General features: G+C 60.5%; 13 protein-coding genes. All 13 read left to right on the top strand.

All coding sequences use genetic code 11. From position 1 onward, the window contains the following. The first annotated feature begins 19 nt into the window (after positions 1–19). Complete coding sequence (locus FAZ95_RS31150) at positions 20–1249, top strand: YbfB/YjiJ family MFS transporter (RefSeq protein ID WP_137336272.1); 1230 nt, start codon at positions 20–22, stop codon at positions 1247–1249. Positions 1250–1330: 81 nt separating this feature from the next. Continuing rightward, a complete protein-coding gene (pdxR, locus tag FAZ95_RS31145) occupies positions 1331–2788 on the top strand; it encodes a MocR-like pyridoxine biosynthesis transcription factor PdxR (RefSeq protein WP_137336271.1) in 1458 nt (485 codons plus the stop codon). Positions 2789–2918: 130 nt separating this feature from the next. Then, positions 2919–4127: an acyltransferase family protein gene (locus tag FAZ95_RS31140; RefSeq protein WP_137336270.1), complete on the top strand. Its 1209-nt coding sequence runs from the start codon at positions 2919–2921 to the stop codon at positions 4125–4127. A gap of 162 nt (positions 4128–4289) precedes the next feature. Then, positions 4290–5537 (top strand): acyltransferase family protein, encoded by a 1248-nt coding sequence (locus FAZ95_RS31135; RefSeq protein WP_137336269.1) that lies wholly within the window; start codon positions 4290–4292, stop codon positions 5535–5537. After that, the gene (locus tag FAZ95_RS31130; RefSeq protein WP_137336268.1) at positions 5534–6343 is read left to right on the top strand and encodes an ankyrin repeat domain-containing protein; all 810 of its coding nucleotides are present in this window, start codon (positions 5534–5536) and stop codon (positions 6341–6343) included. The genes FAZ95_RS31135 and FAZ95_RS31130 overlap by 4 nt, the downstream gene beginning before the upstream one ends. 335 nt (positions 6344–6678) lie before the next feature. Next, complete coding sequence (gene rfbF, locus FAZ95_RS31125) at positions 6679–7449, top strand: glucose-1-phosphate cytidylyltransferase (protein WP_137336267.1); 771 nt, start codon at positions 6679–6681, stop codon at positions 7447–7449. Then, positions 7431–8513 carry a CDP-glucose 4,6-dehydratase gene (gene rfbG, locus FAZ95_RS31120; RefSeq protein ID WP_137336266.1) on the top strand — a complete coding sequence of 361 codons (1083 nt, stop codon included), beginning with the start codon at positions 7431–7433 and terminating at the stop codon, positions 8511–8513. Before rfbF ends, rfbG begins: the two co-directional genes overlap by 19 nt. Continuing rightward, positions 8510–9829: a lipopolysaccharide biosynthesis protein RfbH gene (gene rfbH / locus FAZ95_RS31115; protein WP_137336265.1), complete on the top strand. Its 1320-nt coding sequence runs from the start codon at positions 8510–8512 to the stop codon at positions 9827–9829. Before rfbG ends, rfbH begins: the two co-directional genes overlap by 4 nt. Positions 9830–9876: 47 nt before the next feature. Further along, positions 9877–10308 carry a GtrA family protein gene (locus FAZ95_RS31110; protein ID WP_137336264.1) on the top strand — a complete coding sequence of 144 codons (432 nt, stop codon included), beginning with the start codon at positions 9877–9879 and terminating at the stop codon, positions 10306–10308. After that, positions 10305–11258 (top strand): glycosyltransferase family 2 protein, encoded by a 954-nt coding sequence (locus FAZ95_RS31105; protein WP_137336263.1) that lies wholly within the window; start codon positions 10305–10307, stop codon positions 11256–11258. The genes FAZ95_RS31110 and FAZ95_RS31105 overlap by 4 nt, the downstream gene beginning before the upstream one ends. Next, positions 11251–12327: an NAD-dependent epimerase/dehydratase family protein gene (locus tag FAZ95_RS31100; protein WP_137336262.1), complete on the top strand. Its 1077-nt coding sequence runs from the start codon at positions 11251–11253 to the stop codon at positions 12325–12327. The genes FAZ95_RS31105 and FAZ95_RS31100 overlap by 8 nt, the downstream gene beginning before the upstream one ends. A 100-nt stretch (positions 12328–12427) precedes the next feature. Further along, complete coding sequence (locus FAZ95_RS31095; RefSeq protein WP_137336261.1) at positions 12428–14221, top strand: thiamine pyrophosphate-binding protein; 1794 nt, start codon at positions 12428–12430, stop codon at positions 14219–14221. A 58-nt stretch (positions 14222–14279) separates the two neighbouring features. Further along, entirely contained in the window at positions 14280–15284 is a 1005-nt protein-coding gene (locus FAZ95_RS31090; protein WP_137336260.1) for an NAD-dependent 4,6-dehydratase LegB, read from the top strand. Position 15285: the final 1 nt, after the last annotated feature.

Genomic DNA, 15285 nt, shown 5'->3' with positions numbered 1-15285 from the left:
GCTGCATTAGGAGGGGGTCGTGCCTTCACTTCAATCCGCCGCCCACGGGCGCGAATCCTCGTCGCTGGACGCCCGCGCGTGGTTCGCAACGCTCGCCGGGCTGTGCGGCAGCCTCGTCGCCATCGGCCTCGCTCGCTTCGCGTATACGCCGCTCATTCCGTCGCTGATTCAGGCGAACTGGTTCAGCTCCTCGGAGGCGGTCACGCTCGGCGCAGCGAACTTCGCGGGTTATCTGATCGGCGCGCTCGCGGGCCGTCCGGTTGCGGCCAAGCTCTCGAACCGCACCGCCTTGCGCTGGCTGATGGTGGTCGTCACCGCGGCGTTCTTCGCGTGCGCGTATCCGCTCTCGGTGACGTGGTTCTTCGTCTGGCGGCTGCTCTCGGGTATTTCCGGCGGCGCGATCATGGTGCTCGTGGCCACGTCGATCCTCCCGCATATTCCGGCGCCGCGCCGCGGCTTCGTGGGCGGCCTGATCTTTCTGGGGCTCGGTCTCGGCATCGCCGCGTCCGGCACGCTCGTGCCGAAGCTCCTGCACTACGGCTTGCGCGAGACGTGGCTGGGCCTCGGCGTGGTTGCGCTCGTGCTCACCGCCGTGAGCTGGTTCGGCTGGCCCGCCTCGAATCCGCCCGCGCCGGCGCCGCACGCCGCCGCGCCGCACCTCGCGCATCGGCACGGCGGTCTCACGATGCGCGTGCTGTATGGCCAGTACGCCGCGAATGCGCTCGGCCTCGTCCCGGCGATGATTCTGCTCGTCGACTACGTCGCGCGCGGTCTCGGGCGCGGGCCCGGGGTCGGCGCGAGCTACTGGGTGCTGTATGGCCTCGCCGCGATCGTCGGCCCCCTGATTTGCGGGAACGTCGGCGACCGGATCGGGTTCGGCAATGCCTATCGCTGGGGGCTCGCCCTGCAGGCCGTGGCAGTCGCGCTGCTGGCTTTCTCGGGCAACGCGGTGCTGATCGGCACCGCCACCGTGATCCTCGGCATCTTCACGCCCGGCATCGTGCCGCTCGTGCTCGGACGCATCCACGAACTCGTCCCGCACGACCACCACGAACAACGCGCGGCATGGAGCCGGGCGACCACCGCCTTCGCGCTGTTTCAGGCGCTGGGCGGCTATGGCTATTCGTATCTGTTCTCGCACTTTCACAACGACTACCTGCTCGTGTTCCTGTGCGGAGCCGTCGCGCTTGCGTTGGCGTTCGTTGCGGACTTCTTCTCGAAAATCAAGCACACGACGCACGCCGCTTAATCAAAGCCAACCAAAGCAAGCCGTCCGCGAGACGGCGTGCCGCAAACCCTCCCTGTTCTCCGAATCCAGATCACCGCTGCAATGGACATACCGATCATCCGCCTCCACGACCGCCAGGACTTGACCGGCCAGATCTACCGGCAACTTCGGGCCGGCATCATCGACGGACGGCTCGCCGGCGGGCAGCGCCTGCCATCGACGCGCGAACTCGCCACCCAACTCGGCGTGTCGCGCAAGACGACGCTGGAAGTCTTCGAGCGCTTGATCACCGAGGGCTATCTGCGCGCCCAACAGGGCGACGGCACGTTCGTCGCCGACGGCCTCACACGGGCGCCGCAACACTTGCCGGTAGCCGAAAAGCGCTCGCCCGACATCGAGGTCGGCGACACGCTCCTTCAGGCCTACTCGGTGTGGTCGGAAGTGCCGGAATCGCTGTCGATGCCCACGCCGCATCCGCCATTGCCGTTCGATTTCATGGGCGGCGTCACCGATAAAACGCAATTCCCCTTCGATGCCTGGCGCCGCGCATTCGGCCACGCGTTGCGAATGCAAGCGAAAAGCCGCGGCCACTATCGCGACCCGGCCGGCGAACAGGAATTGCGCCTCGCGGTGGCGCGCTATGTCGCGTTCAGCCGCTCAGTCGCCTGCAGCTGGCAAGACGTGATCGTCACGCAAGGCGCGCAGCAGGCGCTCGATCTGCTTGCGCGCGTGTGCATCAAGCCGGGCGATGTCGTCGCCGTCGAAGATCCCGGCTATCCGCCCGCGCGGGCCGCCTTTGCGGCGCTCGGCGCGAAAGTGGCCGGCGTGCGCGTCGATGCACAAGGTCTCGTCGTAGCGGACTTGCCCAAAGATGCGCGGCTCGTCTACGTCACGCCGTCGCATCAATTTCCGCTCGGCATGCCGATGAGCCTCGAGCGGCGCGTCGAGCTGCTCGAATGGGCGCAGCGGCACCGCGCGGTGATCGTCGAAGACGACTACGACGGCGAATTCCGCTTCGAAGGCCGGCCGATGGAATCGTTGAAGAGTCTCGATCGTGCGGGGGTCGTGGCGTATGTCGGCACGTTTTCGAAGACGATTTTTCCCGAGCTGCGCGTGGGCTACGTGATACCGCCGCGCTCGCTGAATCCGGCGCTTCAAAAAGCCAAGCAGATCGGCGACTGGCATACGACGACGCTCACGCAAACCGCGCTCGCGCGCTTCATGCTCGACGGCGATTTCGCGCGGCATCTGCGACGCATCCGCAAGCAATACGAGGCGCGGCGCAGCGTACTGATCGCGCATCTGAGCGGCGACCTCGCGCCTTGGTTCGAGCCGCTGGTTCCCGCAGCGGGAATCCATATGACGGCGCTGTTGAAGAACGGCATCGAAGAAGGCCCGTTGATCGCGGCCGCGGCCGAGGCGTCGATCGGTCTTTATGGAATCGCGGCGTTCTATGCGAGCCAGCCGGCACGGCATGGGCTGCTGTTCGGGTATGGCGGGATCAGTGCGGAAGATATCGATGCCGCACTAAAGAGGCTGGCCAAGGTGATGCAGTGTTAGTCCGTTTCCGCCTCACAGAGTGGCGACGAATGGCAATCAGCGAGGTATAGTCTTTTCGCTACCGTTGTCTCATCGGGCCGGTCACCAGGCTCAACAAGCTCGACAACCGCCTCGCCCGCCAGCACACGCAATGCGACCGACGATCCATCCATTGACAAGTCTTAGAGGTATCGCAGCCCTGCTCATCGTGATCAATCACATGACACTTCTGATGCTTCCGTTAGGAGTGACGGCCGCCAAGCCGGCGCTGATCAAAACCGGCATCCTCGGCATGACGACATTCTTTGTGCTCAGCGGCTTCGTGATGTACTACAACTACGCTCATCGGATCTCCGCCAACCGTTCAGAGGGCGTCCTCCATTTCATATTCGCGCGCATTGCCCGTCTCTATCCGCTGATGATCGCCTACGTGCTGGTCAATTTCGCACTGAACATGGCGCGATCCGTCGCGAGCGGGGATGCGTCCAGTGCATCGCTATACGTGACAACCCTCCCGATCTACCTCGTCGGCATGCAATCCTGGTTTTATGCCGTTATCAATGGCGTCAATGTCACTGCGTCCCAGTATTTCGGCAACCCTGCCTGGTCGGTCAGCGCGGAGTTGTTCTTTTACGTGCTTTTTATTCCGCTTATCCTGGCCCGAGGAAACAGCACGCCCTCCCTCTCGCGCGGGCTCTTGATCGTGATCGCGTCGATAGCCGCGCGCGGCCTCTTCGTCATCGTTTCCGATTCGGGGACAGTGCAGCACTGGATCGCAACAAGGCTCGGCGAATCGAGATCTCTTAGCGTTTATTCGTGGCTAGTCTATTACTGCCCATACGGGCGTTGCTTTGAGTTCTTTGCAGGCATGGGTATTGCGGAGATCTGGCTCGCGCGCCGGCAACGTAGCGTGTCGATTCATGCGGACCGGCTAGGGCTTCTGATCGGGATGAGTAGCCTTCTGTATATCGCGGTGTCCTTTCTTAGCGAGATCGGAATATCCGCGCCCCTTCTGTTCGAGGGCACGGCCATACACTTCGGATACGCGGCCTCGGTGCCGCCCGCTATTTATCTCTTGAGCCGCGAGCGCGGGCTCGCAGCGAAGATCTTGTCATTTGCTCCCTTTATGTTGGTGGGCGAGATCAGCTACTCGCTCTACTTCGTCCACACCGACCTTTTCCCCTTGTTCACCGTTAGCCCGGACACTGACATCTCAAAGCATGTTCCAATGATTGTCGGCCGATGCATCGCGTTTCTTGCCGTCACATTGATGCTCTCAGCCCTGATCTATCGAACGCTGGAAAAGCCGGCTCGAGCCGCGGTCTTGCGAATGTTCATGCGGTCAGGCACGACTGCTTAAGCAAAATTCGTGCAGCTATGAGATATCAGATGACACGGCGCGCATCAGTCGCCCTCATATCGCCAACAAGCGACAACTTTCCCTTTGGGAGCCACACCTAAGAGTCTGTCGCGCGTACAATCGGCCGTCACGGATGCGCCCACCTTTCCCGGACCGCTAGCGATGACCATTCGCAAGAACCTCGAAATTGAACGCCTTCGCGCCATCGCGGTTCTGCTTACGATCCTCGTTCACGCCCCATTCAAACAGCTCGTTAGCCCATTCCTGTATTCGACTTTCACCGGTGTCGACCTGTTCTTCGTCATCTCCGGATTTGTCGTCACCGCTTCGTTTCTCCGGACCTTGCCCGCCTCCCTCGGCTCAAGCGCGCTCGAACGTTTGCAAAGCTGCCAACGTGCGATCGTGGAATTTTATGTTCGCCGCGTTTTCCGGATTGCACCGTCCGCGTTCTTCTACATTGCGCTTTACTGGCTGATCGCCACGGTCATGGCAGCGACCGGCAGCATCGCCGATTTCGCTAAGCCGCAGGATATCTTTCGCGAGGGGATCGCATTCGCGGGCGGCATCTATAACTATGCGATGGTGTACGGTGGAATCTCCCACAACCTCGCGCACTATTACAGCTTGTCGATCGAGGAGCACTTTTATCTCATCGCGCCCCTCCTCCTCGTCCTTTGCGGCAGTACTTCACGACGGCTCGCCGCGCTCGGGCTGGGTGTCGTCATTATCATCTTCATCGCGAGGCCGCTGACCGCAGGCAACATCGCTAATCTGTCACATACGCGATTCGATGAACTCTTCTTGGGCGTGATTCTTGCGCTACTCGCGCCGAAGTACAAAAGCCTACTGGCTTGGCGCTCGGACTCGCTAATGCGAGACATGTCATCTTTGCCAAGCGTCGCACTCGCCGTGCTGAATCCGAAGTGTCTTCCGGTAGTGAAAACGCTAATCGGCTTGTCTCTTTGCGCACTCCTGGCGCTTCTACCTGGGGTCACGAACACCCAAGTGCTAGAGGGCACAACGGGTGAGTTGTACTTCTCCGTTTCAAACGCTGCGTTTTGCAGCTACGCAGCGGTGTCGGTCATTCTCGTCGCACTGGCCTCGCTCGAGCGAGGCTGGATCCTTCCGATCCCCATCGTATCGACCGCTCTGGAGTACATCGGCGCGCGATCCTACTCACTCTATCTCGGTCATATGTTGGTCATCTATGTCTATAACGACCTGTACTTCCGGCTCTATGAGTCTGTTCCCGATGCCCTCAAGCTGACACGCGTCGGCTATGCGTTGCAATTTGCCGCATTTTTGTTAACTGCCATTTGCCTCGCTGAATTGACATATCGCTTTATCGAAACGCCTTTTCGCAAGGTTGGTCGAGAAGTCACCCGATCCGCATTGGGAACATCGGCATGAAAATCGCTTATCTTGCGGCGCTCGTCACGTTCACTTCCTTTTCCGCCACAGCCTTTGCCCAGTACGACTACAACGACGATTTGACGAGAGCGGTTCCAGCGCACTATCCGCCGCTGATTCGGTTGCTCATCACGAAAGGGGCCAGACAAAATACCCAGGACGCACACGGTGACACGCCATTGATGCAAGCGATACGCTCCGGTGACACTGAAGTCACCAAGCTGCTCTTGGGATATCAGCCCAATTCCTACCTTCTGAATACCTCAAACCACTCTGCGGCAACTGAGGCCGTTCTTGCTGACGATCCCGAAAGCCTTCGGTCCGTCTTGATGCGAGACGACACGCTGCAAGTGGCTCAGTCTCTCGGCTTGGCAACGAAGTTGAACAAGCGGCGCGCGTTGAACATGTTCGTACAGATGTACGGAGCGGCAGCCACCGATGAAATCGGTCAAGGCTTTCTTAGCAACCCATTAAAGTACTTTCGACCTGGAAGTCAGGTTGCGCTTGCGTTTTCGCCTTCTGACGCGCGGCCAGAGGTATGCGGAACGCAAACATCAAAGTTGCTGCTGCAAGGGAAGATTTGCAAGATCGACGGCGATCGCCTAAGCATCGAATGGCAGACCGTGTCCAACCTCGACAACACCAACACTCAGTGCTCGTCGCAAAAGCACTTTCGCCTAGAGCGGAAGACAGATCAGGCGTGGGATGCAAGGTATCTCGGCATGTGCGGCGCTCCTCCCGATTACTTTCCCAGCGTTCCCGCTTCCTTCGATTTCCGAACGTTCCTCATCCCCGAATTTCAGTAGCGCCGCGGTAATTTCGCTGGAGATTGCCTGATGCATTCTGCATAAATGCAACATCAGATATCGGAAAAAAGATCGATGCCGACAAGAGCGACAGATCGAATTTACCTAAAACTTAAAGCAAGTTGACTTTCATATCCGCAAAATATTCATTCGGCATGCATAGGATCGTCGAATTTTCCCTGCCCCCGGTTCCAGATTTCTCATAGACGGCGTGACACCCGTCAACCATCGTCAAACAGAGGGTTACGAATCCCAATTCGCTAAGACAGCGCTAGCCTTTCATCCCCTTATTGCGCTATCTTACTTGCTCCGGAATTATGAGGACACCATGAGACATGAAAGCAGTTCTGCTTGCAGGTGGACTAGGTACCCGGATATCCGAAGAGACGTCTCTTAAGCCAAAGCCCATGGTCGAAATCGGTGGCAGACCGATCCTATGGCACATCATGAAGATCTATTCCCAGCATGGGATCAACGATTTCATCGTGTGTTGCGGCTATAAGGGGTACGTCATCAAAGAGTACTTCGCGAACTACTTTCTGCACATGTCCGACATCACGCTCGACATGCGCAACAACAAGATGGACGTTCACCAGAACAGCGCCGAGTCCTGGCGTGTCACGCTAGTCGACACCGGTGAACAAACCATGACCGGTGGACGCTTAAAACGCGTCCGTGACTACCTCGGGGAAGATGACTTCTGCTTCACGTATGGAGACGGCGTGGGCAATATCAATATCACCGCGGCTATCGAATTTCACCGGACGAGCGGCAAGCTTGCCACGCTTACGGCAACCCAACAGCCTGGGCGCTTCGGCGCACTGGACCTGGAAGGGCACGTCGTCCGCAGCTTTCGCGAAAAACCGCGCGGCGACGGGTCCTGGATCAATGGCGGATTTTTCATCCTCAACCCAAAGGTGATCGACTACATACGGGGCGACGACACGCTATGGGAGGCTGAACCGCTGGAAAGGTTGGCAGCCGAAGGCGAACTTCAGACGTGGTTTCATCGCGATTTCTGGCAGCCGATGGACACATTGCGAGACAAGACTTACCTCGAACAGCTCTGGTCTTCAGGCAATGCGCCATGGAAAACATGGGCGTAAGCGATTCATTCTGGCGCGGCAAGCGTGTGCTTGTCACCGGGCATACCGGGTTCAAGGGAAGCTGGCTGTGTCTCTGGCTTCAGGAGTTGGGCGCTGACGTCAGCGGATACGCGTTGCCGCCGCCCACTACGCCGAGCCTCTTCGAGGTCGCCAGGGTCGGCGATTCGATGCACTCGGTCGTCGGCGATATTCGCGACTACGACAAGCTCTTCGACGCTGTTCAATCGTGCCGTCCGGAAACCATCATTCATATGGCGGCGCAGCCTTTGGTCGGCCGCTCCTATGAGGCTCCGGTCGAGACCTATTCGACGAATCTGATGGGCACAGTCAACTTGCTGGAAGCCGTGCGGCGTACCGACTCCGTGCGAGCCGTCATCAACGTGACGAGCGACAAGTGCTACGAAAATCTCGAATGGTTATGGGGCTATCGGGAAAACGACCGCATGGGCGGCTTCGATCCCTATAGCAATAGCAAGGCGTGTGCCGAACTCATTACCGAGTCGTATCGCAATAGTTTCTTCAATCCCGCCGATTACCTGCGGCACGGCGTTGCAGTGGCAAGCGCGCGCGCAGGCAACGTGATCGGAGGCGGCGATTGGGCCCAAGACCGGCTGGTTCCCGATATTCTGCGTTCGCTGTCGTCGGGAAGAGCCGTGGCGATTCGCAATCCGAACTCGATACGGCCTTGGCAGCATGTACTCGAGCCGCTTGGCGGATACCTGCAGTTAGCAGAAGGACTGCTGGCTGACGGCCCGAAGTATGCCGGCGCCTGGAACTTCGGCCCCGACGATGCCGATACGCAGCCGGTCCGTTGGATCGTCGAGCGCTTCGCATCGCAATGGGGACCCGGCGCCCGCTGGGAACAGCACGACACTCAGCAGGTGCATGAAGCGAACGCGCTCAAGCTCGACTGTTCCAAGGCACGTGGCTTGCTAGGTTGGAAACCTCGCTGGCGCCTTTCACAAGCGATCGACAAGATCGTCGAATGGCACGCGGCTTTCCTTAGCGAAGCCGACATGCAGGCTTTGAGTCACTCCCAAATTCGCGCCTACCTCGACTCATGACTACGAACCTGGAATCGCTTCGCACTCAGATCCTGCAGTTGGTCAACGAATACGGCGCGCTTGCCACCAAGCCGCCGCTCTTCGCGCCGGGCGTCTCTACCGTGCCGCCGTCGGGCAAGGTGATGGGCCCCCGCGAGATGGTCACGATGGTCGATGCGTGTCTCGACGGCTGGCTCACCGCCGGCCGGTTCAACGACGCGTTCGAGAAGCGGCTCGCGGCGTTCATAGGGGTGGACCACGCGATCACCGTGAATTCTGGCTCGTCTGCAAACTTGGTTGCCTTTTCGACGCTGACCTCGCCAAAGCTCGGCGAACGCGCGATCCGCCAGGGAGACGAAGTCATCGGCGTGGCGGCAGGCTTCCCGACCACGGTCAATCCCATCCTGCAGTTCGGTGCGGTGCCGGTATTCGTGGACGTAGCGCTCGGCAACTACAACATCGACGCATCGAAGGTGGAAGCGGCCATCAGCCCGAAAACGAAGGCGATCATGCTGGCCCATACGCTCGGCAATCCGTTCAACCTCGACGCGATCGTCGCGTTGTGCAGGAAGTACAACCTGTGGCTGATCGAAGACTGCTGCGATGCGCTCGGCTCCACGTATGACGGCAAGCTCGTCGGCACCTTCGGCGATATCGGCACGCTCAGCTTTTATCCCGCGCATCACATCACGATGGGCGAAGGCGGCGCAGTCTTTACGAATAGCTACGAACTCAAGGATATCGCCGCGTCGTTCCGCGATTGGGGGCGAGACTGCTACTGCGCGCCAGGCAAGGACAACACCTGCACCAAGCGCTTCTGCTGGAAGCTCGGCGATTTGCCCGAGGGCTACGATCACAAGTACACGTATTCTCACCTGGGCTACAACCTCAAGATTACGGACATGCAGGCCGCATGCGGCCTCGCGCAGCTCGAACGCGCTGCGTCGTTCATCGAAGCGCGCCGCCGCAATTTCGCCTACCTGTCCGGCCGGCTGACGTCCTGCGAGGATTGGCTCATTCTTCCCGAAGCCACGCCCAACTCCGATCCGTCGTGGTTCGGCTTCCCGATCACCCTCCGCCCGGAAGCCGACGTGCGCCGCGTCGATCTGCTCACCTACCTCGACCAGGAAAAGATCGGCACGCGCCTGCTGTTCGCAGGCAACCTGACCCGCCAGCCCTACATGATCGGCCGTCACTATCGCGTGAGCGCCGATCTGACCAACACGGATATCGTCATGAACAACACCTTCTGGGTCGGCGTATTTCCCGGTCTCGACGAAGCACGGCTCGACTACCTTGCGACTAAAATCGAAACGTTTCTCGGCGTCAATTTCTAGCGTTTGCGCGTTACCCCGCTCCCAGGACTCACGAGGCAAGCCTACGTATGAGGACGACACTGACGCGCATCCTGACCGCCTATCCGCAGATTGGCCGGAAGGGATTCCGGTATCTGCTGATCGGCGGACTCAACACGGCATTTGGCTATTTCGTGTCCGTCGGCCTTTACTACGCGCTGACTCGCCACCTGCACATCGTCGCCATCGGGGCGATCGCCAACGTCGTCAGCATTACCGAGGCGTTTATCGCCTACAAGCTATTCGTGTTCCGGTCTCACGGACGTTGGCTCCAGGAATATCTGCGTTGTTATGTCGTGTACGGCGGCAACGCGCTGATCGGCATTGCCGGACTTTGGCTGCTGGTGAACGTCATCGGCATCCCATTCTGGATTGCCCAGGCCATGCTCATGACCGTCGGCATCGTGATTTCGTATGTCGGCCATGACCGTTTCACTTTCAATAAGGCGCAGCGCGAATGAGCGACCGAAAATTGATCAGTATCGTGGCTGGCTGCTTCAACGAAAGAGACAACATCGAAGAACTGCACGCGCGCATCACGGCGGCGATGCTGCAGGTGCCGCAGTACGACTACGAGATCATTCTGATCGACAACGCGTCGACCGACGGCACGGTGGACGTGATACGCAAGGTCGCCCGAAACGACAAGCGTTTGAAGGCGATCGTCAACGTGCGCAATTTCGGGCACATTCGTTCGCCCTACCACGCCTTGCTGCTTGCCAAAGGCGACGCGGTGATCGGCATGGCTTCCGACCTGGAAGACCCGCCCGAGCTGCTGCCCGAATTCATTCGGCGCTGGGAGGAAGGATTCAAGATTGCGATCGGGGTACGCCGCAAGCACGAGGAGCGCGGCTTGACTCCGCTTTTGCGCAGGGCGTACTACTCGCTGATCACCCGCATTTCCGATGTCGAGCAAGTCCAGAACTTCACCGGCTTCGGTCTGTATGACCGCGCGGTCATGGATATCCTGCGCGACATCGATGACCCTTACCCCTATTTCCGCGGACTCATTTGCGAAATCGGCTATGCACGCGCGGAGGTTCCGTTCGACAAGCCGGTGAGGAAGCGCGGCATCTCGAAGGGCACGTTTTTCGTGTATCTCGACAGCGCCCTGCTCGGCATCGTCAATCACTCGAAGGCACCGCTGCGGCTTGCGACGCTGATGGGCGCCTGCATGAGCGGCCTGAGCTTTCTCATGGGGATCTATTACCTGGTCCGCAAGCTCATGGCATGGAGCGAATTTCAAATGGGCATTGCGCCGCTCGCCATCAGCCTCTTTTTCTTCCTCGGCATGCTGTTCCTGCTGGTTGGATTGCTCGGTGAATATATCGGCCTGCTCGTCACCCATACGGTCCGGCGTCCGATGGTCGTCGAACACGAACGCATCAACTTCGAGAACAGCGATGCTTGATATTCCACACGGCTACTCGCTCTTCCAGGAAGACCTGGATAACGTGTCGCGGGGCCTCGCGCCGATCTGGTCCGAGCTGCGCGGCGCGCACCTCTTCCTGACCGGAGGCACCGGCTTTTTCGGCATTTGGCTGTTGGAGTCGCTGCTATGGGCAAACCAGGCGCATCGGCTCGATCTGCGGATCACTGTCCTCAGCCGCTCGCCCGAGCGTTTCTTGAGCGCGCGCGCGCCGCATTTGCGCGGCCGCGAGGCGTTGCGCTTCGTCACAGGCTCGTTGGCGGACTTCGCCATCCCCGCCGAACCCTGCACGCACATTCTGCATGCTGCGTCAGAAAACAACGTGGACCAGCGAACGGACTGGGCGGAGCGCCAATTGAATTCGGCAATCGACGGCACGCGCCGCGTCGTCGACATGGCCGTGCGTCACCAGACGAAATCGCTGCTGCTGACGACATCGGGCTCGGTGTATCTGCCGTCCGATTCGAGCGACGTCTCGCGGTACGTCGAGGGCCCCGCGGGCATCGCCGACTATGTCTCCGAGCGCAGCGTGTACGGACAATCGAAGCGGACGATGGAGGTCATGACGTCGGTCGCTGCGTACACGCATGGCTTCAACGCCCTGATTGCGCGCTGTTTCGCGTTTGTCGGGCCGCATCTGTCTCTCGAGCACAACTACGTTATCGGCAATTTCATCCGCGACGCGTTGCATGGGCGCCAGATTGTCGTCACCGGCGACGGCACGCCATTACGTTCGTATCTCTATGCGGCCGATCTCGTCGTCTGGCTGCTGACGATTCTGGTGCGCGGCCGCAGCGGCGTGCCGTACAACGTCGGCGGCAAAGAGGCGGTATCGGTCGGCGAGCTGGCGCGTCGGGTCGCCGCTGCGGGCGGCTACCCGGCGGACGCCGTGACGATCAAGGGCATCCCGGTGCCTGGCGCGACGCCGTCGGCGTACTTGCCCTCGCTCAAGCGAATCGAGACTGAATTGGGTGTGCGCGTGGCCGTGCCCCTCGACGAAGCGATCCGCAGAACCTTGGCTTGGCACCGCAAGCGGTCGGACCTGAAGTGACGCCGGGAACCGGCGGGCAGTCTTTGTACACCCTTGTCAATGCGGGCGGCCTCGCTCACAAGGCGCGAATCAAGTCACTCTTTCAATCGGGCGAAATCAGATGGCAATCAGTGTCGCGGATTATGTGTTTCAGCGTGTCGCCGAGGAGGGCGTCAAGGATGTGTTCATGGTCTCGGGCGGCGGGATCATGTATCTATGCGACGCGTTGGGCCGCTCGCCCGACTTGCGCTATTGGTGCAACTACCACGAGCAAGCCTGCGCAATCGCGGCCGAAGGCTATGCGCGGGTGACGGAAGGTCTTGGCGTATGCCTCGTCACGACGGGTCCGGGCAGCACCAACGCATTGAGCGGCGTCGCGGGCGCCTGGGTCGATTCCATCCCGGTTCTCGTGATTTCCGGGCAGGTGCGCACGGCCATCATGGCGGACTACGACCGCCAGCGCCAGGTAGGGCCACAGGAGATCAACATCACGCCGATGGCCGCGCCGGTCACGAAACATGCAGTCACGGTGACGCGTGCCGAAGACCTCCGCTACGAGCTGGAAAAGTGCCTGTATCTCGCGCGGGCCGGCCGGCCCGGTCCGGTCTGGCTCAACCTTCCCCTCGACATCCAGTCCGCCCTGATCGAGCCGGAGCAACAGCGCGCCTATGTGCCGGAAGGGAAAGCCACGCCGGAACTCGACCAGGCGGCTGTCGCACAGATCGCCGATTGGTTCGCGGTTGCCAAGCGGCCGGTCATTCTCTACGGCAACGGCATCGTGCTCGGCGGCGCACGCCAGTCCTTCCGCAAACTCGTCGCGGATCTGCGCGTGCCGGCCATGTCGACCATCAGCGCGATGGATGCGCTTGCCGAAGACGATCCCTGTTTCCAAGGCCGGATCGGTCCCGGCGGGCAACGTCGCGCCAACTTTGCGCTGCAAAATGCGGATCTCGTGCTCGCGATCGGCACGAGCCTGTCGATCGCGGCCATCGGATTCAGCGACAAATTCGCGCCGAAGGCGAAGAAGATTCTCGTGAACATCGACGAAGGCGATCTCGAGAAGCGCAACATCACGATCGATCTGCCGGTGCTGGCGGATGCGAACGAATTTATCGCCGCGTTTCGCGCAGAGCTCGAATTGCGCGACCGGAAAACCCCGCAGCGCTGGCTCGACGCCTGCGCGATGTGGAAGCGCGAGTACCCGCCGATGCCTTCTTCCGAGCATCTGCAAAAGGAGCACGTCGATATCTACGCTGCGTACGACGAGCTGTCGCGGCAACTGGGCGATACCGACATCGTCGTGAGCGGCAACTCGCTCGACGGCTGCATCATCGCCTATCAGAACCACCGCGTGAAAGACGGCCAGGTCGCTTTCACGAGCGCATGCATGGGCGCGATGGGCTGGGATCTTCCGGCGCTCGTCGGCGCCTGCATTGCGGACGATCGCAAGCGCCGCGGCGTCCTGGTCACCGGCGACGGCAGCGTGCTCTTCAATATTCAAGAGCTGATGTTCCTCGGCCACAACCGGCTGAACGCCAAACTCTTCATCAGCAACAACGACGGATACCAGAGCATCCGCAACACGCAGACGCGCTTCTTCGACGGTCGCCAGGTCGGGACGGACGTGCATTCGGGCGTCGGCAATCCGAACTTCGAGCAACTGGCCGCGGCATTCCACTTGAAGTACCTGCGCATCGCAACGAACGCCGAGCTGAAGGAGTCGATCGCGCGGGTATTCGCCGACGACGAACCATGGATCGTCGAAATGCTCGTGTCCCAGCAACAGCAGCGCTTCCGCGCGAGCTCATACCGCAAGCCGGACGGCACGCTCGCATCGCGTCCGATGGAAGACATGGACCCGTTGCTGGCGCGTGAGGAATTGGAACGCAACATGACGATGTTCGACAACGATTAGACGAGCTTGCCGCTATCCCCCGCGGCAAGCTCGTCCACCGACTTCGCAAAGGAAACGCATGTCGTCGAAAAAGAGAATCCTGGTTACCGGCTCGGACGGTTTTATCGGCTCGCACCTCACCGAACATCTCGTGCGTGCCGGGCACGACGTCCGCGCATTCGTGCTGTACAACTCGTTCAACTCGTGGGGCTGGCTCGACCATGCAGCCCGCGACGTGCAATCCTCGCTCGACATCTTCGCCGGCGACATCCGCGACCCGAACGGCGTGCGCAAGGCGGTCGCCGATCGTGACGTCGTTCTTCATCTTGCCGCACTGATCGCGATCCCCTATTCGTACCACTCGCCGGATACGTACGTGGATACCAACATCAAGGGCACACTGAACGTCGTGCAGGCGGCGCGCGATTCCGGCGCGCGCGTCGTGCACACATCGACGAGCGAGGTGTACGGCACGGCGCTCACGGTCCCGATCTCCGAAACCCATCCTCTACAAGGTCAATCGCCCTACTCGGCCTCGAAAATCGGCGCGGATCAGATTGCGCTGTCGTTCCACTTGTCGTTCGGCACACCGGTCTCCGTGCTGCGTCCGTTCAATACGTACGGCCCGCGTCAATCGGCACGCGCCGTGATTCCGAGCATCGTCACGCAAATCGCCAACGGCCGGCGCGCGATCAAGCTCGGTTCGTTGCATCCGACACGCGACTTCAACTATGTCACCGACACCGTCCGCGCGTTCGAAGCGGTGATGGAGAGCGACGCCGCGGTGGGCCAGGTGCTCAATGCCGGCAGCGGCTTCGAGATCAGCATTGCCGACACCGTCAAGGTCATCGCCGAGACGATGGGCATCGACGTGCGCGTCGAAACCGACGAGCAGCGGCTGCGTCCCGAGAAGAGCGAAGTGGAACGGCTGCTTGCCGATGCGGGACGCCTGCGCGCGCTGACCGGCTGGGCGCCCGAATACGGCGGACCGGACGGCTTTCGCCGAGGCATCGCGAAGACCGTGCAGTGGTTCACGGAGCCCGCCAATCTGGCGCGCTACAAAGCCGATCTCTACAACGTCTGAG

Origin of the sequence: Trinickia violacea, assembly GCF_005280735.1 — a bacterium.
In the GTDB taxonomy this organism is placed as follows: Bacteria; Pseudomonadota; Gammaproteobacteria; order Burkholderiales; family Burkholderiaceae; genus Trinickia_A; species Trinickia_A violacea.
Note: the sequence above shows the minus strand (reverse complement) of the source record. Positions and strands in the feature narration are given on the sequence as shown.